General features: G+C 40.4%; 22 protein-coding genes and 1 tRNA gene. 15 read left to right on the top strand and 8 right to left on the bottom strand.

The window, feature by feature from the left end:
• Nucleotides 1-23: 23 nt before the first annotated feature.
• Nucleotides 24-341 (bottom strand): monooxygenase, encoded by a 318-nt coding sequence (locus B6K83_RS09830; protein ID WP_085284751.1) that lies wholly within the window; start codon nt 339-341, stop codon nt 24-26.
• A gap of 130 nt (nt 342-471) precedes the next feature.
• On the opposite strand from B6K83_RS09830, the gene B6K83_RS09825 reads away from it, so the two are divergent.
• Complete coding sequence (locus B6K83_RS09825; protein ID WP_085284750.1) at nt 472-1,374, top strand: LysR family transcriptional regulator; 903 nt, start codon at nt 472-474, stop codon at nt 1,372-1,374.
• A 117-nt stretch (nt 1,375-1,491) separates the two neighbouring features.
• On the opposite strand, the gene B6K83_RS09820 is transcribed toward B6K83_RS09825, so the two are convergent.
• A complete protein-coding gene (locus tag B6K83_RS09820; protein ID WP_085284749.1) occupies nt 1,492-1,794 on the bottom strand; it encodes a hypothetical protein in 303 nt (100 codons plus the stop codon).
• A gap of 714 nt (nt 1,795-2,508) precedes the next feature.
• Between B6K83_RS09820 and B6K83_RS09810 the strand changes: the two genes are divergently transcribed.
• Together B6K83_RS09810 and B6K83_RS09805 are read left to right on the top strand one after the other, a co-directional pair.
• Nucleotides 2,509-3,372: a recombinase family protein gene (locus tag B6K83_RS09810; protein ID WP_085284747.1), complete on the top strand. Its 864-nt coding sequence runs from the start codon at nt 2,509-2,511 to the stop codon at nt 3,370-3,372.
• 3 nt (nt 3,373-3,375) lie between these two features.
• Nucleotides 3,376-5,010: a recombinase family protein gene (locus B6K83_RS09805; RefSeq protein ID WP_085284746.1), complete on the top strand. Its 1,635-nt coding sequence runs from the start codon at nt 3,376-3,378 to the stop codon at nt 5,008-5,010.
• Here B6K83_RS09805 and B6K83_RS09800 read toward each other — a convergent pair.
• A tRNA-Ser gene (locus tag B6K83_RS09800) sits at nt 5,002-5,092 on the bottom strand. The genes B6K83_RS09805 and B6K83_RS09800 overlap by 9 nt on opposite strands.
• Nucleotides 5,093-5,252: 160 nt before the next feature.
• On the opposite strand from B6K83_RS09800, the gene B6K83_RS09795 reads away from it, so the two are divergent.
• The 10 genes from B6K83_RS09795 to lhpI all read left to right on the top strand — a co-directional run bounded on the left by B6K83_RS09795 (nt 5,253) and on the right by lhpI (nt 13,487).
• On the top strand, nt 5,253-5,849 hold the full coding sequence (locus B6K83_RS09795) for a DNA-3-methyladenine glycosylase I (protein ID WP_085284745.1): 597 nt from the start codon (nt 5,253-5,255) through the stop codon (nt 5,847-5,849).
• Nucleotides 5,850-6,011: 162 nt separating this feature from the next.
• On the top strand, nt 6,012-6,677 hold the full coding sequence (locus tag B6K83_RS09790) for a Bax inhibitor-1/YccA family protein (RefSeq protein WP_085284744.1): 666 nt from the start codon (nt 6,012-6,014) through the stop codon (nt 6,675-6,677).
• 112 nt (nt 6,678-6,789) lie between these two features.
• Nucleotides 6,790-7,167: a sulfurtransferase complex subunit TusD gene (gene tusD / locus B6K83_RS09785; RefSeq protein WP_085284743.1), complete on the top strand. Its 378-nt coding sequence runs from the start codon at nt 6,790-6,792 to the stop codon at nt 7,165-7,167.
• Entirely contained in the window at nt 7,167-7,541 is a 375-nt protein-coding gene (tusC, locus tag B6K83_RS09780; protein WP_085284742.1) for a sulfurtransferase complex subunit TusC, read from the top strand. Before tusD ends, tusC begins: the two co-directional genes overlap by 1 nt.
• Nucleotides 7,542-7,548: 7 nt before the next feature.
• Nucleotides 7,549-7,839 carry a sulfurtransferase complex subunit TusB gene (gene tusB, locus B6K83_RS09775; RefSeq protein WP_085284741.1) on the top strand — a complete coding sequence of 97 codons (291 nt, stop codon included), beginning with the start codon at nt 7,549-7,551 and terminating at the stop codon, nt 7,837-7,839.
• Nucleotides 7,836-8,168, top strand: a complete 333-nt coding sequence (locus B6K83_RS09770; protein ID WP_092251281.1) for a TusE/DsrC/DsvC family sulfur relay protein — start codon at nt 7,836-7,838, stop codon at nt 8,166-8,168. Before tusB ends, B6K83_RS09770 begins: the two co-directional genes overlap by 4 nt.
• 283 nt (nt 8,169-8,451) lie before the next feature.
• Nucleotides 8,452-10,218, top strand: a complete 1,767-nt coding sequence (locus tag B6K83_RS09765) for an MFS transporter (protein ID WP_085284739.1) — start codon at nt 8,452-8,454, stop codon at nt 10,216-10,218.
• 36 nt (nt 10,219-10,254) lie between these two features.
• Nucleotides 10,255-11,361, top strand: coding sequence for a proline racemase family protein (locus tag B6K83_RS09760; protein WP_085284738.1), 1,107 nt, complete (start codon nt 10,255-10,257; stop codon nt 11,359-11,361).
• Between the two features lie 48 nt (nt 11,362-11,409).
• On the top strand, nt 11,410-12,498 hold the full coding sequence (locus B6K83_RS09755; protein WP_092251277.1) for a M24 family metallopeptidase: 1,089 nt from the start codon (nt 11,410-11,412) through the stop codon (nt 12,496-12,498).
• Nucleotides 12,499-12,539: 41 nt separating this feature from the next.
• Nucleotides 12,540-13,487, top strand: a complete 948-nt coding sequence (gene lhpI / locus B6K83_RS09750; RefSeq protein ID WP_085284736.1) for a bifunctional Delta(1)-pyrroline-2-carboxylate/Delta(1)-piperideine-2-carboxylate reductase — start codon at nt 12,540-12,542, stop codon at nt 13,485-13,487.
• A 160-nt stretch (nt 13,488-13,647) separates the two neighbouring features.
• On the opposite strand, the gene B6K83_RS09745 is transcribed toward lhpI, so the two are convergent.
• Complete coding sequence (locus tag B6K83_RS09745; protein WP_085284735.1) at nt 13,648-15,096, bottom strand: glyceraldehyde-3-phosphate dehydrogenase; 1,449 nt, start codon at nt 15,094-15,096, stop codon at nt 13,648-13,650.
• A gap of 167 nt (nt 15,097-15,263) precedes the next feature.
• Between B6K83_RS09745 and B6K83_RS09740 the strand changes: the two genes are divergently transcribed.
• A complete protein-coding gene (locus tag B6K83_RS09740) occupies nt 15,264-16,067 on the top strand; it encodes a DUF2989 domain-containing protein (RefSeq protein ID WP_085284734.1) in 804 nt (267 codons plus the stop codon).
• Between the two features lie 46 nt (nt 16,068-16,113).
• Here the strand turns inward: B6K83_RS09740 and gndA are convergent, their stop codons facing one another.
• Entirely contained in the window at nt 16,114-17,640 is a 1,527-nt protein-coding gene (gene gndA, locus B6K83_RS09735) for an NADP-dependent phosphogluconate dehydrogenase (protein ID WP_085284733.1), read from the bottom strand.
• 239 nt (nt 17,641-17,879) lie between these two features.
• Between gndA and gap the strand changes: the two genes are divergently transcribed.
• Nucleotides 17,880-18,878, top strand: coding sequence for a type I glyceraldehyde-3-phosphate dehydrogenase (gap, locus tag B6K83_RS09730; protein ID WP_085284732.1), 999 nt, complete (start codon nt 17,880-17,882; stop codon nt 18,876-18,878).
• A gap of 390 nt (nt 18,879-19,268) precedes the next feature.
• Here gap and B6K83_RS09725 read toward each other — a convergent pair whose 3' ends face one another.
• The 3 genes from B6K83_RS09725 to edd are packed head-to-tail and all read right to left on the bottom strand — an operon-like array spanning nt 19,269 to nt 22,775.
• Nucleotides 19,269-19,916 carry a bifunctional 4-hydroxy-2-oxoglutarate aldolase/2-dehydro-3-deoxy-phosphogluconate aldolase gene (locus B6K83_RS09725; protein WP_085284731.1) on the bottom strand — a complete coding sequence of 216 codons (648 nt, stop codon included), beginning with the start codon at nt 19,914-19,916 and terminating at the stop codon, nt 19,269-19,271.
• 8 nt (nt 19,917-19,924) lie between these two features.
• A complete protein-coding gene (locus B6K83_RS09720; protein WP_085284730.1) occupies nt 19,925-20,941 on the bottom strand; it encodes a glucokinase in 1,017 nt (338 codons plus the stop codon).
• Nucleotides 20,942-20,954: 13 nt separating this feature from the next.
• Nucleotides 20,955-22,775, bottom strand: coding sequence for a phosphogluconate dehydratase (gene edd / locus B6K83_RS09715; RefSeq protein ID WP_085284729.1), 1,821 nt, complete (start codon nt 22,773-22,775; stop codon nt 20,955-20,957).
• Nucleotides 22,776-22,777: the final 2 nt, after the last annotated feature.

The following is a 22,777-nucleotide window of genomic DNA, read 5'->3' as shown; positions in this document are numbered from 1 at the left end:
TAATATTAAAAACGCTCTATTATTCATACGGTTCCTCCTTTAAATACTGGACCTTTATTAATTTGGGTCAATGGTATGTTTATGTCAAAGACTAATCCCCTAACGTTAGGTACTCCCATGCCCTTTAGCCGAGCTGTATGCATTTCTAGATATGACTTCGCACTGACCTCATCTTCAAAGAGGTAAATGCCTCCCCCAAGCTTATCTGATTCATTTTCAGTCCAGATTTTCCAAATTAAGCCCTCCTCCTGATTAATTGACTCTGCTAGGCCAACAAGTGCTTTCGACATTTCATCCCCCAAAGCACCTTGATATTCAAAATCAACTTGTAATAGTTTCATCGTGTAGTCTCCAAATATAACGCTTTAAGCGCTGTGTTATGCATTAAACTTATTATTCACTACAAAATTCACACAATAAAGTTCATAATATTGCCAATAACTGTAGAAAAAACTGACAGGTAATAAAGCATTGAGATTGAAAAGTACGCTGGAGCAATGGATTACACTACAAGAAGTAGATAAATCTGGCAGCATCCAAGCAGCCGCTGCATCACTGAATAAAAGCCACACTACTTTAATCTACTCAATAAAAAAGCTAGAGGCTCAATTAGGCATAAAGCTGCTGGAGATAAGTGGACGTAGAGCAATACTTACCAAACACGCTAAGTCCTTACTCAGAAGGGCTGAAAGCATGGTAGAACAAGCTAGAGATTTAGAGGATATGAGCCAACAACTGTCCGTTGGTGTCGAATCAGAAATAACCGTAGCTATGGATCATTTATGTGACCCTACGTTACTTTACAAGCCAATGAAAGAGTTTCTAAAAGTTAACACAACTACATCTATTCAGATTGTCGAAACATCGCTGTCGAAAACCTCTGAAATGGTTACTAATGAGGAGGCTGACATAGCTATTATTACTTTGCCAGTGACGAATTATCCCGCACAGGTGTTCTCTCTTACCACAATGATTCCTGTAGTATCAATCACCCACCCGCTTGCCGCTCAGGACTATGTATGTATTCAAGATTTGGCAATTCACAGTCAAGTCGTTATCCGAGATTTAGGTAGCGTTTCATCTACTGTCGAGGGAAAAAACGTAGGCTGGTTAAAAGCAAATCAAAGAATTACTGTAGATAACTTTGACCATGCATTTAGAGCCACTGAACAAGGATTAGGATTCTGTCGTCTGCCTGAACATATAATAAGGAAAAGAAATAGCGAGAAGCTGAAAATAATCAAGATAGAGCAAAACGAAAAATACCAAGTACCGTTACATATTACTTTACCTAAACGGAGTAAAACAGGACTCGCAGCTAAGACTTTTTATGAAATGTTACTTCGTGAAACCTATACCCTTGAACATAAATAGTGAAAAAAGACGTATAATAATAGAAGCTTATGTCCGTTACTGGCACAATTGCGACTGTCAGATTTGATTGAGTTCTGTTAATCGAATCTGGCAGATCGAATTAAGACCTATTTACAATTAACAGTACCAAGGGTTTGCAACCCACTCATGAATAATATCTATTTCTTTATCACCGATAGTGCGCATTGCTCTAAATAAGTTGAATTCATATTCAGTATTTCCACCTCCAGTCCAAATTTGAATAGCAAAACAACACATTACGGCTTCACTTGAAGAGCAAACACTAAGAAAGTTATCAACCAGCTCTTTTTCATATCTAGACTCTGTAAAGTCCCATAATTTTGCGAGATAAGGCATATTGTCCTTAAGCCAATACTCAAATTTTTCTTCATTTGGTGTTAAGTAATTTGATGTTCCCATTGGTGTGTCTCCAAATTAAGTACTTCTTAAATTACTAGTGGACAATTGTAATTATGTCAAATGAGATAACATGTATTTTCATGGCTTTTACTTGCTTTTTCAAGACAAAACACACTTTTAACTAAAAACATTAAATCTTAAGTTGTTGAACACAAAAGAAAAAGCAATGTCACCACAATTAATAAACCTTAAAATATCTTTTTATTACAGGCGGATAGCCTTTTTTATAATAAGTTCAACTTAAAATTTCTGCATATAAAAGAAAACATTCTCAAAAGTGTAAAAATATAGTTAACCACATTATTTTATGGTTTATTAAAATGCCAGTAATAATACAATTCAACTAGTTGAAACCTGTCAGTTTATTAAGTTTACACACCACGCCACACCCACCTAACCAATTAATAAATATAAAAATAACACACTCTCAGACGAAACGATCACGTTCTTTACTTTTTTGATTTTTTAGATTTTACTCTAATTTAGTTATCACATTCGTAACTAAACGCTAAAAGGAGATTATGATGACTAACAACTTCTTTTCAATCAAATCACTCAAAAGTGCAAAAAGTCCTAGTTCACGATATTTGAAATACTACTACCTTAAGTACGTCAATCCTCGATTTAAGACTGAAGTTAAACGTACCGTGATTCAAAATTTACCTGAAATTATCGATGACGCTTCTAATGAACTAATAAAAAAAGGAGCTAAAAATGAAGACTAAAAAATTACAAAAAGCAATAGCGTTGACTCGCGCAGCAACAGAGGTGCCAGCAACAACAAATGGCTCTATTGAAGGACAAAAGAAAAGCATTCTAAAGTGGGCGGACGAAAATGGCTGTACGATTGAAAAGTTTTACCACGAAAAGGGAGTTGGTGCATTTAATGGTAAGCGCCCAATTTTAAAGCTTATAAAAAAAGATATTATTGAGGGTGTAGTAAGCCCTGACGCTATGGTTGTATATTCATACTCTAGATTTACAAGAAACGCTGAGAAAGCAGCTAGCTTCAAATCATTTTTGACTGCTCATGACATATCTTTGATATCTGTAACAGAGCCGATGTCGGAAGATGAAGATACTACTTTCATATCTCGAACCATAATTGACATGGTAAATGAGCTTCATAGTCACAAAAGTTCAAAGGCAATTCAGCATAGACTAAACGACACAGCAAAGAAAGGCTATTTTACCGGAGGACGTATCCCCTTTGGTTATAAAACCAAAGGAACTCACCGTAAAAAATTAGTAATTAACCCTATCGAAAGTGCAATAGTAAAAAAAATATTCTCACTAGCCATATCCCCAGTAAACGATGAATCCCGCACTCTGGCATCAATAGCAAGTGAGCTAAATACTTTAGGCTTAAGCAGACGAGGAAAGGTTTGGGATTACAAGTATGTTGCAAGAATAATCAAAAACACAATCTATAAAGGCTTCTATTTATACGGCAAACACCGAACATCTAGATATAAATCAGATGCGCCTATAATTGTTAATGCTCCAAGTATCGTTAGCAGTAATGTGTTTGATAAAGCTCAATTAATTCTTGGCAAAACCATGACGTCTAAGGAATAAGCGATGAAACGTAAAATTCAGTATAAGGCAATAGCATTAATTCGTGTATCAACAGAGATGCAAGCAACAACAAATGATTCCATTGATGGACAAGAAAAAAGTATTTTAAAGTGGGCAGAAGAAAAAGGCTTTGAAATAGAAAAGTTTTACCATGAACCGGGAAATAGTGCATTTCGTGGGAAGCGGACAATTTTGGAGCAGATAAAAAATGACATTAATGAAGGCGCAGTTTGCCCTAACGCTATGGTCGTATATTCATATTCCAGATTTACTAGAAGAGCTTCAAACACTGCGAGCTTTAAATCATTTTTGACAGATCGTGAAATACCTTTAATTTCCGTGACAGAGCCAATGCCTAATGATGAAGATACCGCTTTCATCTCGCAAACTGTAATCGACATGGTAAATGAGCTTCAAAGTCGTAATAATTCAAAGGTAGTTCAGGATAGGCTAAACGATACAGCAGAGAAAGGTTATTTCACTGGTGGAGTTGTTCCTTATGGCTATTCGTCAGTTCCTGTAACCATTCCCGGTTCTTTAATTGAGAAGAAACAGCTAATAATTAACAAAGAGGAAGCTGAAATAGTAAGAAAAATTTTTGACCTTTCAGAGCAAGGGTTAAATGGCAAACCTTTAGGCGTTTTTGAAATAGCAAAACATTTAAATAGCATGGATATAACCAACAGGGGTAGTCGCTGGACAAAGAACAAAATCAGCGACATTTTAAATAAAACCATTTATTACGGAGAGCGCGTTTGGGGAAACAAACGAATATCTAGAAGCGAGTCAAATCCACCTATAACGATCAAGGTTCCTGCAATAATCACTAAAGAGCAATTTAATCTTGTTAAAAAAGGTCTGGACGCTAGAAGACCTTTAACCAATACAAATATTGCCATTAACACTTTAAGTAAAGGATTACGCTCCAACACCCTCCTTGTTGGATTACTAAAGTGTGAGCTTTGTGGAAGCAATTTGAGGCTAATGAATGGTAAGAAGAAACATACTAAAGACGGAAACTCAATAAGATACCAATACTACAGATGCCCAAATCGAACTGATAAGGGATGCCAGTGTCCAAATATTCGAAGAGACCATCTTGATGCCATTATTAAAGAATCAGTCGTACTTAATGTGCTGAATACTGATGTAATTAGCGAAGTTGTTGTTGAAATTAAAGATCAAATCAACAATTTGATTAAGGGAAATGAAAATAGATTATTAAATCTTAATAAGAAAAAAGCTCAACTCAAATCACAAATTAATAATCTATATGACAAGGTTGCTGATGGTGTATTTGAGATGGACGAAGTACTTAAAGAAAACCTTGATAACAAAAAGGTGGCCTTGGAAGAAGTTGGATTTTCAATTCAACAAATCCAGATGCGTTCAAAAATACCATTGAAAAAATTTGGTCCTAATCAAATTAATGCGTTTGTTAAAGCATCTAAAAAAGTATTAGCAGGTTCTAATGAAGACATCACAAAACAATTGCTTTTAAAAATTGTAGATAAAATTTTGGTAAGTAAAAAGAAAGTGACAGTGTTTGGGTCAAATTTTAAATTAGCAGAGATAGTCTCTAAAACAAAAATGGGCACCTCATTAGAGGTGCCCACATTCGTATCAATATGGCGGTGAGATAGAGATTTGAACTCTAGAAGGGCTACAAACCCTTGCCGGTTTTCAAGACCGGTGCTTTCGACCACTCAGCCATCTCACCAGATGTTCTAAAGCGTTGCTTAAGAACGAGGCGAATATTAAAGGCTCGAATTTCTCTTGTAAAGGATTTATTCTAGATAAAAGTTTGTTTGCTAAAAAAATCAACAATTTGGTATTTATTTAAGCAAATATGCACATTTCATTTATTTAAAGGACCCCCCGTGAGCAAAGAAAAACAATGTCGATGCCCTTGGTTAGATACAACAAAGGCTGACTATGTCGCCTATCATGATGAAGAATGGGGCGTGCCTGTTTATGATGATGATAAACTATTTGAGTATTTAACCCTTGAATCAGCACAAGCGGGGTTAAGTTGGTATACCATATTAAAACGTCGCGATGGTTATCGTCAGGCTTTTGCTAATTTTGATGTTAACGCCGTTGCCCTCTTCTGCGAACAAGATGTTGAACAACTCGTACTAAATCCGGCAATTATTCGCCACCGCGGTAAAATTGAAGCTGCGATTAATAATGCTAAACAATTTATCAAGATACAAAACGAGTTTGGCAGCTTTAGTGACTATATGTGGGGCTTTGTTAACCATAAAACTATAGTCAATCAATGGCACAGTTTGGCGGATTACCCGGCAACATCCAAAGCATCTGATGCGTGGAGCAAAGATTTAAAAAAGCGCGGCTTTAAGTTTGTTGGCTCTACCATATGTTACGCTCACATGCAGGCTTGTGGTATGGTTAATGATCACAGTGTTGACTGTTATCGACGAGCGCAAATTATGGCTAAATTTCAGCAAGTTTAATGATAGTATTTAAAAAATTGTCGTGTCATAATATGTCAATATGGTGTATAACTCTATTATGGTTATAGCGTTAACAGCTAGATTAAATATTTGATTTAGCCTTGAACTTTCAACGTTCGACCATATCTAAAAAATATCAATCGCATACTTAGAGGAAATTTTATGCAATCAAATATTAGTTTAAATGCTAGTAGAAGTTCAGCCATAGAGATTAACAAGGTATTGAAAAACACCTATATGTTACTTTCAATGACTTTGGCATTTAGTGCCGTAACGGCTGGTATTTCTATGGCGATGGGCTTGTCTCATATGGCTGCCCTAGTAATGACCTTAGTTTCATTCGGTTTATTATTTGTTGTGAATAAAAATGCCGATAAAGCCAGTGGTATCTTTTGGATTTTCGCATTCACCGGTTTAATGGGTGCCTCGTTAGGACCAATGCTTAACCACTATGCAGCAATGCCTAACGGTGGTTCGCTAATTATGCAAGCCCTAGGCGGTACGGCGTTAATCTTCTTCGCCTTGTCAGGTTATGCCTTAACCAGTAAAAAAGACTTCTCTTTTATGGGTGGTTTTTTAATGGTTGGTTTAATTGTTGCCGTGGTTGCCATGATCGCGAATATTTTCTTCCAAATTCCTGCGCTATCGCTTGCCATTAGTGCGGCAATTATTATGATCATGTCGGGTTTAATTTTGTTTGATACTAGCCGTATTATTCACGGCGGTGAAACAAACTATATTCGTGCGACAGTGTCACTTTACTTAAATATTTATAATATTTTTGTACACTTATTACACCTATTAGGTGTTTTCGGTGGCGATGACTAATAAAGTCATTGCAAATCATTAAATGTGATTCGCAATTGTTTATACTCTAGGTATAAAATAAAAAGCCTCAATTATTGAGGCTTTTTTGTTAGCTGTTCAACTAAGGCTCCTTATGCATAACACTTTGGCATTGGTGGTAACTACGCCACCCAACAGTAATTTAACCACCACCGCAATCAATCTTATTAAGTCTGCACTGGCATCAGGTGTTGAAGTTATCGGGGTGTTTTTTTATCAAGACGGCGTGTTAAATGCCGCTAAGCATTTATCTATACCCAGTGATGAATATCAAAGCTTAGCCCATTGGCAGCAATTAAATCACGATCACCATATTCCATTGCATTTATGCATCACAGCTGCAGAAAAACGCGGTTTAAGTGATGAGCATGGTGAACATGCCCAAAGTACGATCGCGCAATCGTTTACGGTATCCGGATTAGGTGAGTTAGTCGAGCTAACCAGCAAAGCGCAGCGTGTGGTGCAATTATAATGTCAGACTTAACCAGTACAAAAACTATCGCCATTATCAACAGCCAAGCCCCGTTTGCTAGCGCTGCGGGAAAAGAGGCGTTAGATGCAGCATTAATATTTGGCTCATTTGAGCAAGCAACGTCGCTATTTTTTATTGCCGACGGGGTTTATCAAGTAATTAAGGCACAAGATGGTGCCTTATTAGAGCTAAAAGATTATCTAAAAACATTTTCCGCTTTACCATTTTATGATATTGAAAATATATATGTTTGCCAGCAATCTGTGATTGCACGCGGCTTAACCGCGGATAGCCTGCTTGATAATGTGCAACTGCTATCGAGCAACGATTTTAGCCAGCGCTTACACGCGCATAACGTTATTTATAGGTTCTAACTAGGCTATGTTACATATTATTCGACACTCTGGTTTTAACAGCAATGCCTTAACACTTTGTTTGGATACGGCGTTAGCCGGTGATGCTATTTTATTAATGGATGACGGTTGTTATAATCTAACCCACCCAAGTTTATTGGCTAAGTGTGGTAAGCAAACTGAGCTTAAAGTGTATTTTGTTGACCTACACGCTAAGGCAAGAGCAATTCACACAAACCAAGCAGCAGTTTCTGCGATAGATATGTCCGCAGTTATTACCCTTATATTTCAACATGAGAATTCGATAACCTGGTCATGACACTCGTATATAATAACCAAACGTTAGCCACCGACAAACAAGGCTATCTACTTGACTTTACCCAATGGAATGAAGATGTTGCTATTTTACTGGCAGAAGCAGATGGGATTGAACTGTTAGCTGAACACTGGGAAGTGATCCGGTTCGTGCGTAAGTTTTATTTAACCTATAACACCTCACCGGCCATTCGCGCCTTAACCAAAGCCATGAAAGCCGAGTTTGGTGAAGAAAAAGCCAGTAGCCGCTATTTATATCGGTTATTTAAAGAAGGCCCAGCAAAACAGGCCACTAAATACGCCGGCTTACCAAAACCTGCGCGTTGCATTTAAATCGCTATTATCTAGTTTTGCTTAACGTAAGTTATCTAGATAGCGATTAGCGCTAACAATATCACTTGAGTTTTTTAAACAAGGGCATAAGAGAGCTAAGCATTAATAGTATATAAGCTGTCAGTACGCTAATTTTTCTCAGCGAGCTAAAATAGCCCTAATATGTCAAGCCAGTAAAAACTAAATTACTCATCTTTTCTTTAATAATTTTACTAGCATTTTCAAATCGCAAGATATATTGTATACAATCAATGGTATTACAAATAGACTCTGTGGTTATTTTATGAAAAAAACAGCTATCACCCCATTCCCGTCGGCATTTTACGTTGCCAACACCATGGAAATATTTGAACGTCTCGCTTGGTACGGTATGTATACCTTATTGGCAAGCTATATTATGACGCCTCACAGCCAAGGCGGCCTTGGGCTTGGCAATACAGAACGTGGCTTGATCATGGGCGTGGTGCCGTTTTTCTTATATTTATTTCCGGTTATTTCTGGCGCCTTAGCAGATAGGTTTGGCTATCGAAAAATGTTTTTGCTGTCGTTTGTTTTAATGGCACCAAGTTATTACTTTTTAGGTTATGCAACAAGCCTGGGCAGTTTCATCAGTATTTTTATGCTTATCGCCTTGGGTGCTGGCATATTTAAACCTGTGGTCATCGCCACCATAAGTCGCAGTACCGACCATACCAACCGAGGCTTGGGCTTTGGCATTTTTTATATGATGGTTAATATTGGCGGCTTTTTGGGACCATTTTTGGCGCCAATTATCCAAAAAAATTATGGTTGGCAGTGGGTATTTACCTTCGCGGCAATTTGGATTGCGATCAACTTTATTCCCGCGTTATTTTTCTATAAAGAACCTGTTCGCCATGCTAAATCAGGTGGCATAAAGCAAGTTTTTAAAGAAATGCAAGAGGTGTTAGGTAATTCTCGATTAGCGTTACTTGTGGTGCCACTATTGGTATTACTGGTGGCATTTTATGCCGGTATTATCAGCAGCGGTGAAGTTACCAGCGTGGTTGCTTTCGTGTTAATTGCGACAGCCATTATTTGGGATATTTGGGCACGAAAACTTCCCAAAACCGACATCCATGAAAAACCTTGGTATCAACAAGCAATGCAAGTGGGCAACAAAGCATTTATGGTCTACTTGTTGATCATCACTGGCTTTTGGGTGGTGTACTTACAAATATTTATTACCTTACCGGTTTATATTCGTGATTTTGTTGATACCTCAGATTTAGTGCGACTACTACATAGCATCAGTCCTTGGCTGCACGAAACGCTAACGTCAGTAAACCTTGACGCTTTAACCAACGAAATAGTGCGCTTAAGCCAGCAGTATAACAACCAAGATTTACAAGCCAGCGTTGCCACTGTAAAAGAGATCGCCAGCACACTTGCGGCATTAGATATTCGTGTTCCGCAAAACGAGTTAGTCACGGCATTTACCGCCCTCGCCCAATCCGGTGAGCAACTTAATGCCAATAGTGCAACATTTGCCGCGCAATGGGCAACAGATTATCGGCAAATTAATCCAGCAACGTTATTAAGCATTGATTTTTTAATGATCATATTATTCCAAGTGTTGATCAGCCGTTTTATACAACGCTATAAAGCCCTACCCACATTGATCGCTGGCACCGCTATATTATCGGTTGCTATGTTCCTAGGCGGATTAGCCAGTGGCGTACTTTTTGGTGGCTTAATGATTGCGGTGTCAGTGATCATATTTGCCGTGGGTGAAATGACCGCATCGCCGAAAAGCCAAGAGTACGTTGCCTCATTTGCACCTGCCGATAAAGCTGCAATGTTTATGGGCTACTATTTTGTTTCCATGGCATTAGGTAATCTTTTTGCCGGCTTATTATCGGGCTGGTTATATCAGTCATTAGCCGTCAATTTAGCCAACCCAACCCTGATGTGGACCATTATCGCTTTACTTGGCATTGTCACCTGTTGCGCTTTGTATATATTTAACCGCACCTTAGTTGCTGATATTGAGCAACAACAGTTGCAACAAGCCCAAGTTTCGCAGTCTTAAACCCTCGGCATCAAGGCAATTTCAAGAGTATGAACAATGAACAGTACTGATAATATTTTAACAAAGTTAGAACAATGGCAACCGGATCAAGAAAACAATCATTTTATCGCCATTAATACGTTGGAGTGTCATACCGGCGGCGAGCCTTTACGTATAGTTACCAGTGGATTTCCAACCTTAAAAGGCGATAGTATTTTAGCCATGCGTCGTGATTGTCAGCAGCACTATGACGATTTACGCAAAGCATTAATCTTTGAACCTCGCGGTCATGCCGATATGTACGGCGCCATTATTACTAAAGCGGAGCGACCTGACAGCCATTTTGGCGCAATATTTATCCATAACGAAGGTTACTCGACCATGTGTGGCCATGCGGTTATCGCCTTGGCTAAGGCGGCGGTAGAATCTGGTGGAGTTAAACAAACCGGTGCCAAAACGCAAGTTGTCATTGACGTACCTTGTGGCCAAATTCGTGCCCAAGCACTCGCAGAAAATTACCCTGCGGATAAGACCATAAGCCAAGTCAGCTTTGAGTCTGTACCCTCGTTTGTCTATGCCAAACAACAAAGTGTTGAGGTTGCAGGCCTTGGCACAGTGAATTTTGATATTGCCTTTGGCGGTGCCTTTTATGCGTATGTACAGGCTGACAGTTTAGGCTTAACCTTAACCCCAGACCATCAAGGTCAACTCATCGACTATGGCAAACGGATCAAACAGGCGGTGATGGATAAAATAGCCGTGCAACACCCGTTTGAAGCAGATTTAAGTTTTCTCTATGGGGTTATTTTTGTTCAAGAAAATAACGCGGAAAATACCCTAACCAGTGCCACAATACACAGTCGTAATGTTTGCATTTTTGCTGATGGCGAGTTAGATCGCAGTCCAACAGGCAGTGGTGTCAGTGGCCGTATTGCCTTACATGTTGCCAAAAATGAAATTCCCTTACAACAAAGCATCATCATTGAAAGCATTTTAGGCAGTCAATTTAGTGTCCAAGCCACTCAAAGCCTGCGCTATGGCAACAGCAAACAAAGTTACGATGCCGTTATTGCCAAGGTTACTGGCAATGCGTTTATTTCTGGCAAAGCCCAATGGTTGCTTGATACCAGAGATCCCTTAAAGCATGGCTTTTTATTGCGCTAGTTCGTAATTAAATCGCGCATGACCTTGAATTTTTACAGAGAGCAGGATATGAAAATTAATCAATTACGCCAACAAGTATTAACGAGTGGCGATAGCGCCATGCTGATTTTTAGCGACATCAACATTCGCTATGTATCCGGATTTTCCGGTCATGCCGCCACCGTATTGCTCACCCATGAGCATAATTATTTACTGACAGATTATCGTTATTTTGAGCAGGCAAAAGCAGAAGCCGGTCAACAAGGCTTTACGGTGATCTGTCGTGATCGCGCCAATCAATCATTGCCAGCATTGATCACTGAATTATTACAACAAGCGCAAAGCCAACGGTTGTATTTTGAAAGTGAACATATCAGTGTTCAGCAGTGGCAGGCAATGTCGGCGCAAATAATGCAACAATCACAGGTCAGCGACACCATCGCCCTCGCCGGCAGCATTGAAAAGCTGCGCATGATAAAAACCGATACGGAACTTGCTAGCATGAAGCAAGCAGCAGCAATTGCCGATCAAGCGTTAGCCAATATTCTGCCTTTAGTGAAAGCAGGTATTACCGAGCGTGAGTTAGCCATAGAGTTAGATTATCAAATGGCAAAACTCGGCTCTGAAGAAGTCTCGTTTGCGACTATTTTACTTTTTGGCGAGCGCAGCGCCCTGCCACATGGCATTCCTTCTCAGCGCGCCCTTAAGCAAGGTGACTTGATTTTAATTGATTTTGGCGCTGTGGTGAACGGCTACCGCTCGGATATGACCCGCACTTATGTCTTTGGTAAAGCTGATGCTAAACAACAGCAAATTTATCAACTAGTGCAACAAGCGCAACAAGCGGCTATCGATAAAGTCAGCGTTGGCGTCACTGGTGAAGCGTTATATCAGCAATCGGCGAATATTTTACTCAACAGTGAATACCAAGCTTATGCCGGTGAAGGTTTAGGCCATGGTGTCGGCTTACAATTACATGAACAACCGTTTTTAGGTCCAGATTGCACAACTCTCATTGAGCTAGGCTGTGTGATCACTATAGAGCCGGGTATTTATATTCCTGGTTGGGGTGGCATTCGCATTGAAGATGACGTGGTATTAACCGAGCAAGGCTTGGAAATACTGACCCAAACTCCGAAAACCTTAACGGAACTTTAGCAGATTTATTGCAGAACATTAATGTAACGAATGGAACCAAGATGAAAATAATTAGCACTGAGCAAGTACAAAATAGCTTAAATTTTACTGAGTTAATTCCGTTACTGAAACAAAGTTTCAGTAAGCCTTTTCACATGCCACAGCGTCAAGTCCACCTATTGGCGCCAGACGATGGCAGTAAACATGACGCCTTTGCGCTTTTACCATCGTGGAATGATGAAGTTATTGGCAATAAAATGTTTACTTATTTTCCAGACAACAGCGCTAAACATGACTTACCCGGCCTATTTTCAAAAATCATGCTATTTAGCCGCACCACCGGCGAACCCTTAGCTTTAGTGGATGGCACCAGTGTGACTTACTGGCGCACTGCTGCTATTTCAGGGCTGGCAAGCCAGTTATTATCTCGACAAGATGCTGAGCACTTTATGTTGTTTGGCACAGGTAACTTGGCCGCCTATATTTTACATGCACATATTAACGTCAGAAAACTAAACAAAGTAACCATTTGGGGTCGTAGTGCAACAAAGGTTGCCAAATTAGTCACAGAATTCTCTGCTATTTACCCTGACATTAATTTCCAGCAAAGCAGCGACCTAACACAAGAAGTACCAAGCGCTGATATTATTTGTTGTGCAACTGGGTCTAAAACCCCCTTATTTGATGGTGCATTAGTCAGCAAAGGCTGCCATATTGATTGCTTAGGTAATCATTTAGCCGATGCCAGAGAATGTGACAGTGCTCTGATCAGCAAAGCGCGCGTGTTTGTTGATAGCCGAGTTAACACCTTAAACGAAGCAGGTGAATTATTGCTACCGATCGCTGAAGGCGTATTTTGTGCTGATGCTATTCAAGGTGAATTGGCAGATATGTGTAAAAATGAAGAAATATTACGTCAAAGCGCTGATGAGATAACCTTGTTTAAATCTGTTGGCACTGCTTTTAGTGATTTAGTTGCCGCCAATTTAGTTTATCAAAAACACAGCTAATAATAGCTGTCAGCCTAAGCCTTGCGACTGGCTATGCTTAACGGCTTTACTCTGGCATTATTTTACCGCCGATTAACGACAATAAAAAAACGCCTGATGTATAACATCAGGCGTTTTTATTTAAGCTGGTAAAGCTAGCGATTATAGCGGAGTATAAACCTTAAGCTAGTGGCAACGTTGGTACTTGAATATCTGCCATCGCTAACATCACACGCACAACCTGACAGCTATAGCCAAATTCGTTATCGTACCAAACATAAAGTACTGCGCGATCACCATCAACTATGGTTGCTTGTGAATCAACTACACCCGCATAGCGTGAACCCACTAAATCTGTTGATACAATTTCAGTAGAGGCTGTGTAGTCAACTTGGTTTTGTAGTTTAGAGTTAAGTGAAATATGACGTAAGTAGTCATTTAACGCGTCTTTATCTGTGGCTTTTTTCAAGTTCAAGTTCATGATAGCCATAGAAACGTTTGGCGTCGGAACGCGAATGGCATTACCAGTTAATAAACCTTTCAACTCAGGTAACGCTTTTGCTACTGCTTTTGCAGCACCCGTTGTACTGATCACCATATTTAATGGTGCACTACGGCCACGGCGTGGCGCTGGGTGATAGTTATCGATTAAGTTTTGATCGTTGGTATAAGAGTGTACCGTTTCAACATGACCATTACGAATACCAAACTCATCGTTTAACGCTTTTAGCACTGGCGTAATAGCATTGGTGGTACAACTTGCCGCTGACACGATTTTGTCTTCAGCTAAGATCATGTCATCGTTAACGCCATAAACGATATTTTTAATATCGCCTTTCGCTGGTGCTGTTAATAATACTTTTGCAACACCTTTAGACTGTAAGTGCTGACCAAGACCTTCTTCATCACTCCAAATACCTGTGTTATCAACCACTAAAGCATTGTTAATGCCATAGGCAGTATAATCAACATCAGCTGGTGACTTAGCATAAATTACTTTAATAAAAGCACCATTTGCCTTGATAACATTATTTTCAGTATCGATAGTAATGCTGCCGTTAAAGGCACCATGTACTGAGTCACGACGTAATAAGCTTGCACGCTTTTCTAAGTCGCCATCTTTACCTGGGCGGATAACAATAGCGCGTAAGTTTAATTTTGCATTGGGGCCAGCACGCTCAATTAATAGACGTGCTAATAAGCGACCAATGCGACCAAAGCCGTAAAGTACAACGTCTTTGCTTTCTTGTGTGTCGCTAACTTTGGCAATAGTGACTAGTTCTTTCTCTAAAAATTGCTCAATTGACAAACCATTGGCTTCGCCTTTGAATAAGTAGCGGTACGCTAACTTACCTACATCAATACGCGCTGGTGCTAATGACATCTTGGCTAATGCTTGCAAAAATGGAAAACTTTCGCGTAAACGCAGCTTATTTTCTTCGTGTAACGCTACAGATTTGTGTGCTTTTATAATGTCGATCGCGGAAGCGTTTACTAGTGGACGACCATAAACAGCAATCTCGATACCGTTATTTCTAAATAATTGCCCTATGATAGGCTGCATATTTTCAGCGAACGTTTGACGTTCTTGCCAACTAGTTTGATATTGTTCCTCAAGATGAGAAGTCATTGCGTAAACCTTTTATTTCAGTCAATTGAATGATGAGGTATTATGTAAATTAAGCTTGTGTTCAACAAATTTAACTACTAACCACTAAATGCGGCGCATATTGTAATCCAACATGAATTATTTCGCCAGCCGTTACAAATATTTTTCAAGGATAAATAGCAAAAACAATGAATTTTTTTAAATTAGCCGCTTTGGCACCGCTGTGGCTATTAATGGCGTGCGAGAAATCACAAAACTTTGCGGAATTATGTCAAGAACACAAGGAAATTTGCCTAGAATTTCAAGAAGATTCTTGGTGTAAACGCGAGCGAATCGCAGTAGGTTTTGCCAATCTAGCAGAAAAACTTGCCAGTCAAGACAGTAATAAATTTGCCCAACTTATTGCTTATGAAAACTATGAAAAATGCATGGAACACGCAGCAAAAATAGAACACATCAAACTAAAAGTAAAAAAAACAATGAGAACCAATAATGTTCTAAAAGCGCGACAACGCATTAACGAAATAGCCAATGCTACAAAAGGCTCTGAGCACCCTGACTTATTATATTATCATTGGTCACGCTTTTTAGATGAATCAGCATTACAAAAATTTATTGCGCTCGAAGGCAGCAAGCTACTTGAACAGCCCCATCGACAAATTAACTTAGCCAGTTACTACGCCAAGCGTGACGCTAATAAAACCTTAAAATTGCTGTATCGCGCGCTGGAGTTATACCCAAACGATGCGGTGATTGATACCGAAATATTTCAATCAATCGCCAGCATCTTTGCCGATAAACAAGAATACAAACAGGCTTATATTTGGTCAAAAATACTCTATTTATATCAGCCAGATGAAAGCAATATCACAGATAAAAGCTTAACTGATTATAGTGAGTTGCATCACTTAGATAGACAATTTTTAGATCGGGTCGCGGCTAGTACCCTAAAGTTGATAGAAAGTGGGGAGTTTAACGCGCCAAAAGTCTAGGTAGCGGCCGTAAACGCGCATGAGTTTGTTTACGGCGCTTAGCGTTTTAAACTTCAACCATATCGCGCTCGGCGCTTGACCAGTTAACATGGTATTTTTTACTGGCAGCTTTATCTACTCTGGCAAAGGTATGTGCACCAAAAAAGTCTCGTTGCCCTTGCAATAAATTGGCCGGAGATGAGGCACAGCGCATCGCATCATAGTATGAAAGTGCTGACGTAATGGCGCCCGTAGGTATCCCCATCAAGGCCGCATTGGCTACTGATTTACGCCAATTTAACTGGTGTTGGTTTAACTGCTCGGCAAAAAAGTCATCAAGCAGTAAGTTGTCTAACTCGGGATTGCGCGCAAAGGCTTGCGTAATAGGTTGCAAAAATATCGCTCTAATAATACAACCTGCCCGCCAAATTTTTGCAATGCTAGCAAAGTCTAGTTGCCAGTTATGTTCTTTTTCCGCCAGTTTCATTAATTGAAAACCTTGGGCATAAGCACAGATTTTTGCACAATAAATTGCATCATGTAACTGCTCAATAAAGTTCTGTTTATCTAACTCATTGAATGGGCTTATTTGAGGACCTTGCAAAACATTGGCGGCCGTTACTCGTAATTCTTTAAATGAAGAGATAGAGCGCGCATAAACCGCTTGGGCAATGGTCGGCGCTGGTGTTCCTAACTCTAAACTCGATACCGCAGTCCAAAGACCCGTGCCTTTTTGACCCGCTTTATCTAAGATAAGCTCAACCAGCGGCGTGTTATCAGCGCCAACACGATGACGTAGCACTTCAACCGATATTTCCATTAAGTAGCTTTCTAATGGTCCACGGTTCCATTGTGCAAAGATATCGGCAATTTCATCACTCGTTAACCCTACACCGTCGCGTAGCATTTGGTAGGCTTCACAAATAATTTGCATATCGGCGTACTCAATACCGTTATGTACCATTTTGACATAATGACCAGCGCCTGCGGGGCCGATATAAGCCGCACAAGGCTCACCCTCATTAACCACTTCTCCTGGCTTAGTGCGTTCGATAGGCTTACCTGTTTTTGCATCCACCTTGGCGGCAATAGCTTGCCAAATAGGCTTTATTCGGGTCCAAGCATAAGGCGCACCACTTGGCATCAACGCCGGACCAAAACGGGCACCAACTTCACCGCCCGAGACAGCAGAAGAAAATAGAATAAAATTACTGTGGTACTTTTTCTCACGCTCAACCGTATCAACCCACAAACTATTACCAGTATCGATAACAATATCATCAGGTTGAATGCCGGCGCCGATCAAGTTTTCACAAACATCGTCAACGGCCTCGCCGGCCGGTACTGAAAGCACAATAAGGTGTGGCGGTTTTAAACAAGCCAAGAGTTCAGTATATGACGAGCAACCAACAACGCGCGCTGAAGGTAAACCAGTTTCGGCCATATCTTGCGCTATGGTGTCTTCAACTTTGCTCGCGTCAAGATCAAAAGCAGCTATGCTAAAGCCGTTATCAGCTAAGTTAAGCACTAAGTTTTTTCCCATAACGCCCAAGCCAATAAAGCCGATATCACATACACTGTTGTTTTCTACCATAAGAATTCCAATTAATTTAGGGGATAAACTCGATTGCCAATTTTGCTGGCAAGTTTTGAGTTGTAAAAAAGCGTAAATTAACAGTTTTATAGGACTGTTAATTAATAGCCAGTATTTTAGTAACAATACGCAATAAAACAAGTATTAAATCAACAATTATTGTACTCAGACAATTTATTACTTGTATTTCCTGTAAAATGGTGTAATTTTACTACATTATTTGTTTTTAGGAGTTACTGATGGCAATTAGAATAGGGATCAACGGCTTTGGCCGTATTGGTCGGTTTGTGTTTAGAGAAGCATTCGCCCGCACAGACGTTGAAATAGTCGCAATAAACGACTTGATCGATGTTGACTACATCGCATATATGCTGAAATATGACTCAACTCATGGTCGTTTTAAGGGCAAGGTTGCGGTTGTTGATGGCCACTTAGTGGTGAATGGTAAAACTATTCGCGTTAGCGCTGAGCGTAACCCCCTTAACTTGAACTGGCGTGAGGTAGATGTTGATGTCGTTGTAGAGTCTACCGGCCTATTCTTAACTGATGAAGACGCTCGAAAACATATTACAGCCGGCGCGAAAAAAGTCGTGCTGTCTGCACCGTCAAAAGATGATACGCCGATGTTTGTTATGGGGGTTAATCACAGCAGTTACGCAGGACAAGATATTGTCTCGAATGCCTCATGTACAACCAACTGTTTAGCGCCAATTGCCAAAGTACTTAACGATAACTGGGGCATAAAAGACGGTTTAATGACTACAGTACATGCCACCACAGCAACACAAAAAACCGTTGATAGCCCGTCAGCAAAAGACTGGCGTGGTGGTCGTGGTGCGGGTCAAAATATTATACCTTCATCAACCGGCGCTGCTAAAGCGGTAGGTAAAGTTATACCGGCTTTAAATGGTAAGTTAACAGGTATGGCGTTTCGAGTTCCAACTCCTAATGTATCCGTGGTTGACTTAACGGTAAATTTAGAAAAACCCGCAAGTTATCAAGAAATTTGTGCAGCAATGCAAGCGGCTGCAGACGGCGAATTATCGGGTATTTTAGGTTATACAGAAGACGCCGTAGTCTCCAATGACTTTATTGGAGAGCCATGCACTTCAGTATTTGATGCACAAGCGGGTATCGCATTAACAGATACTTTTGTGAAGGTTGTTGCTTGGTACGATAATGAAATTGGTTACTCAAATAAAATTTTAGACTTAGCCAGTTATATTTCAGCCCAATAAAGAATACAAACAGTGGATTAAATCATTAACGCTAGCACACTTTGCTGGCGTTTTTTATGAGCATTAAAACTGCAACACGCCCTAGCTAACTTGCGCAGCTTTTATTGCTATAACTTGCGAATTAATGCGTAAATTCACTGCGCTATGCCTTGCTATTTAGATATATACTAAGCCATTAGCACTCGACCAATGGTGAAGAATTCTCAAAGATAATGGCAAACCTTGAGCGTAACTTATAATTAACAGCTGTTTAAGTAACGCTTGCGGCATTTGACCATTACTGCATTGATTAATTAACTTACTAACATTAAAACAAAAACCAGACAAAAGTCTGGTAATTATTGTCTGTTGAATAAAAGCGTCACTGAGTAAAGGTTATTCTTTCGATTTTTATTTTACATGCGTCAATACTTGCTTCGCTAAGCGGGTAATTTCTTGCCAATTCTGTTGCTTAATAATGTCATCAGAAACAAACCATGAGCCACCACAGCATGCCACATTGGCTAGTGCTAAATAATCACGAATATTATTTAAATTAATACCACCGGTTGGACAAAATGTTATGTTGGGAAATGGTCCACCAATTGACTGTAGTGCTTTCACGCCACCAGAAGCTTCAGCGGGGAAAAACTTAAGGTGATCATAGCCATGGTCTGCAGCAACCATTAATTCAGAAATCGATGAAATGCCTGGGATCAAGGCTAAATTACCTGACTTACCCGCTTGTAGTAAGTCAGTGGTTAAGCCTGGACTGATCGCAAATTGTGCGCCGGCATCATAGGCATTTTGCAATAGCTCGCGATTTGTTACTGTACCAGCACCAATTATGGCCTCAGGTAATTGTGTTGCTATGGTAGAAATCACCTCTAAGGCGGCTGGTGTTCGTAGTGTCACTTCTAAAACTTTTACATCAGCAGCTAATAGCGCTTCTGCTATCGGTAGTGCATCTTGCACATTTTTTATCACCAACACAGGCACTATCGGGCCCATCGCAAATAATTGTTTTGGCTGTATTTGCCAGTTATTTGAAAACGTCATAATGCCTCTTAATTAGTCATAGTGTGAGTGAGATTATTGGCGATAATCGTTTGTTTTTGCTCTTCAATACTCTGGTTTAAATAAGCAGCAGCGCCTACTAAACCCGGTTGCTCGGCCGTGACTACAAATGTAGGAATGGGTTGATTAAAGCTTGATAAGCGCCCTTTCGCTTCAAAGCGCTCTCTAAACTCACTGTCGGCAAAAAATTCCAGAAAGCGTGGCACCACACCACCTGCAATATAAACGCCGCCATGGCTGCCAAGCGTTAAGGCAAGATTGCCCGCAAAGCTACCCAAAATGCGGCAAAATTGTTTTAATGTTGCTACTGCAAGCTCACATTGCTTCGACAAGGCTTTTTCAGTGATCTCTCGCGCTGAATAATAAACTGCCTGACCAGATTTATCCGCACTTAAGGCTTGATAAATTTGCTCGATACCTAAGCCTGACAGCAACTGTTCATAAGATACTCGGTGATATTTTTCTGCCAAGAACTGCAAAATTTTAATTTCTTGTTGATCAACAGGAGCAAAATCAGCATGACCGCCCTCACCGCTTAAACTTAGCCAACCGTCATGACAGGCCACTAAACTTGCAACCCCTAACCCGGTACCTGGCCCACAAATCGCAATCGGTTTATTATCGATGACACGACCTTGACCTACTTGCACTTTTTCAGCATCGGTTAATTGCGGTATCGCATGCGCAATGGCGGTAAAGTCATTGATCAAAATTAATTGTTTAAACTGCAATTGTGCTTTTAACTCTGCCTGAGAAAATTGCCAAGGTAAATTGGTCATGACAATCAAGTCTTTATCCACCGGACAGGCAATCGCTAAGCAAGCATTAACCTGCTTGCCATGCCACTGCTGGCGTTGCATAAAGTCGGTTAATACTTCTGCCAAGCTGCCGTAATCAGCACAGGCATAAATGGTGATATTACTGATATTACCTTGGTTATCAGCCTGTGCCACACGCATATTGGTGCCACCAATATCCGCAACTAGGTTAATTTCATTAAATTCCATGGTGAGTTAAACCTTAAAGACCATCATCAAATAAAGAACAAGCACCCGTATCGGCTGAGCTTAAATTACGGCGCATAACGCCAAAAAGCTCTCGGCCCATGCCTTGATGATGTCCATTGACATTAAACGTATCTGCTTGGCGAGCAGCTAACTCTGCGTCGTCGACTAACAAGCTTAATTCGCCGCTTTCGCCATCAAGTAATAACATGTCACCGTTTTGTATTTTTGCAATCAAACCGCCATCAACTGCCTCTGGACATAAGTGGATTGCTGCCGGTACTTTGCCTGACGCCCCTGACATACGACCGTCTGTGACTAAGGCCACTTTAAAACCTTTGTCTTGTAACACCCCAAGCGGTGGCGTTAATTTATGCAACTCAGGCATACCTCGAGCTTTAGGTCCTTGAAAACGTACAACAGCGATAAAATCTTTATCTAATTCACCCGCTTGAAACGCGCTGACTAGTTGGTGTTGATCTTCAAACACTACCGCGGGCGCTTTGATAACAAAGCTGCCTTCTCGTAATGACGATGTTTTTAATACCGAGGTACCTAAATTACCTTTCATAACTTTTAAGCCGCCATCATTTTTAAACGGCTTTGCCACAGTGGCAATGACTTCGCTATCACCTGAGCTTGTAGCACCATCAAGCCATTTTAATTCGCCATTTTCTAGCACTGGCTGCTGCGTATAGCGACGTAAACCGCGACCACAGATAGTTTCTACATCTTCATGCACTAAACCGGCATCAATAAGCTCTTTAAACAATAATGCCATACCACCTGCTTGCTGAAATTGGTTGATATCGGCATGACCATTCGGATAAATGCGCGTTAATAAAGGTACAGCATCTGATAAATCATTAAAGTCTTGAAAGTTAATAATGATCCCTGCCGCTTTCGCAAACGCGATGATGTGCATGGTTAAGTTGGTCGAGCCTCCAGTTGCTAACAGTGCAACAATAGCGTTAACAATGGAACGCTCATCAATCATTTTACCAATCGGCATATAATTACCCGATTGCTGTGTTAAGCGAGTCACTTGCCGTGCTGCTGCTTTTGTTAGCGCTTCGCGCAATGGCGTATTAGGTGCTACAAAAGACGCGCCAGGTAAATGTAAGCCCATCACCTCAACCACTAATTGGTTAGAGTTAGCTGTGCCAAAAAAAGTACAAGTACCCGCACTATGATAAGACGCCGACTCAGCAGCAAGCAGTTCTTCAGTACCCACTTCACCTTGAGCAAATTGTTGCCGTACCCGTGCTTTTTCTTTATTGGGTAGCCCAGATGGCATTGGCCCAGCAGGCACAAACACCGTGGGTAAATGACCAAAAGTCATACTTGCGATCAGTAAGCCGGGCACTATTTTATCGCAAATGCCTAACATCAATGCGCCATCGAACATGTTGTGAGAAAGTGCTACCGCAGTAGACATAGCAATAACGTCACGACTCATTAAACTTAAGTCCATACCCGGTTGGCCCTGGGTTACACCATCACACATCGCTGGCACACCACCGGCAAATTGAGCAACACCACCGGTTTCTTTAATTGCATTTTTAATAATCTGCGGATAACTATGATAGGGCTGGTGCGCTGATAGCATGTCGTTATAGGATGAAACAATGGCAATATCAGAATGATTTACGCCACGCAGTCTGGCTTTATCTTCTTTACCGCATGCCGCAAAACCATGGGCTAAATTACCACACGACAAACTTGCGCGATGCACAGTCGTTGATTTTTCAGCCGCGATTTTCTCCAAATACGCGCTCCGACTGTCTTTACTTCGATTAATAATACGCTGAGTTATTTGTAATATTTGCTTATTCATCA

It is taken from the genome of Colwellia chukchiensis, from assembly GCF_002104455.1.
In the GTDB taxonomy this organism is placed as follows: domain Bacteria; phylum Pseudomonadota; class Gammaproteobacteria; order Enterobacterales; family Alteromonadaceae; genus Cognaticolwellia; species Cognaticolwellia chukchiensis.
Note: the sequence above shows the minus strand (reverse complement) of the source record. Positions and strands in the feature narration are given on the sequence as shown.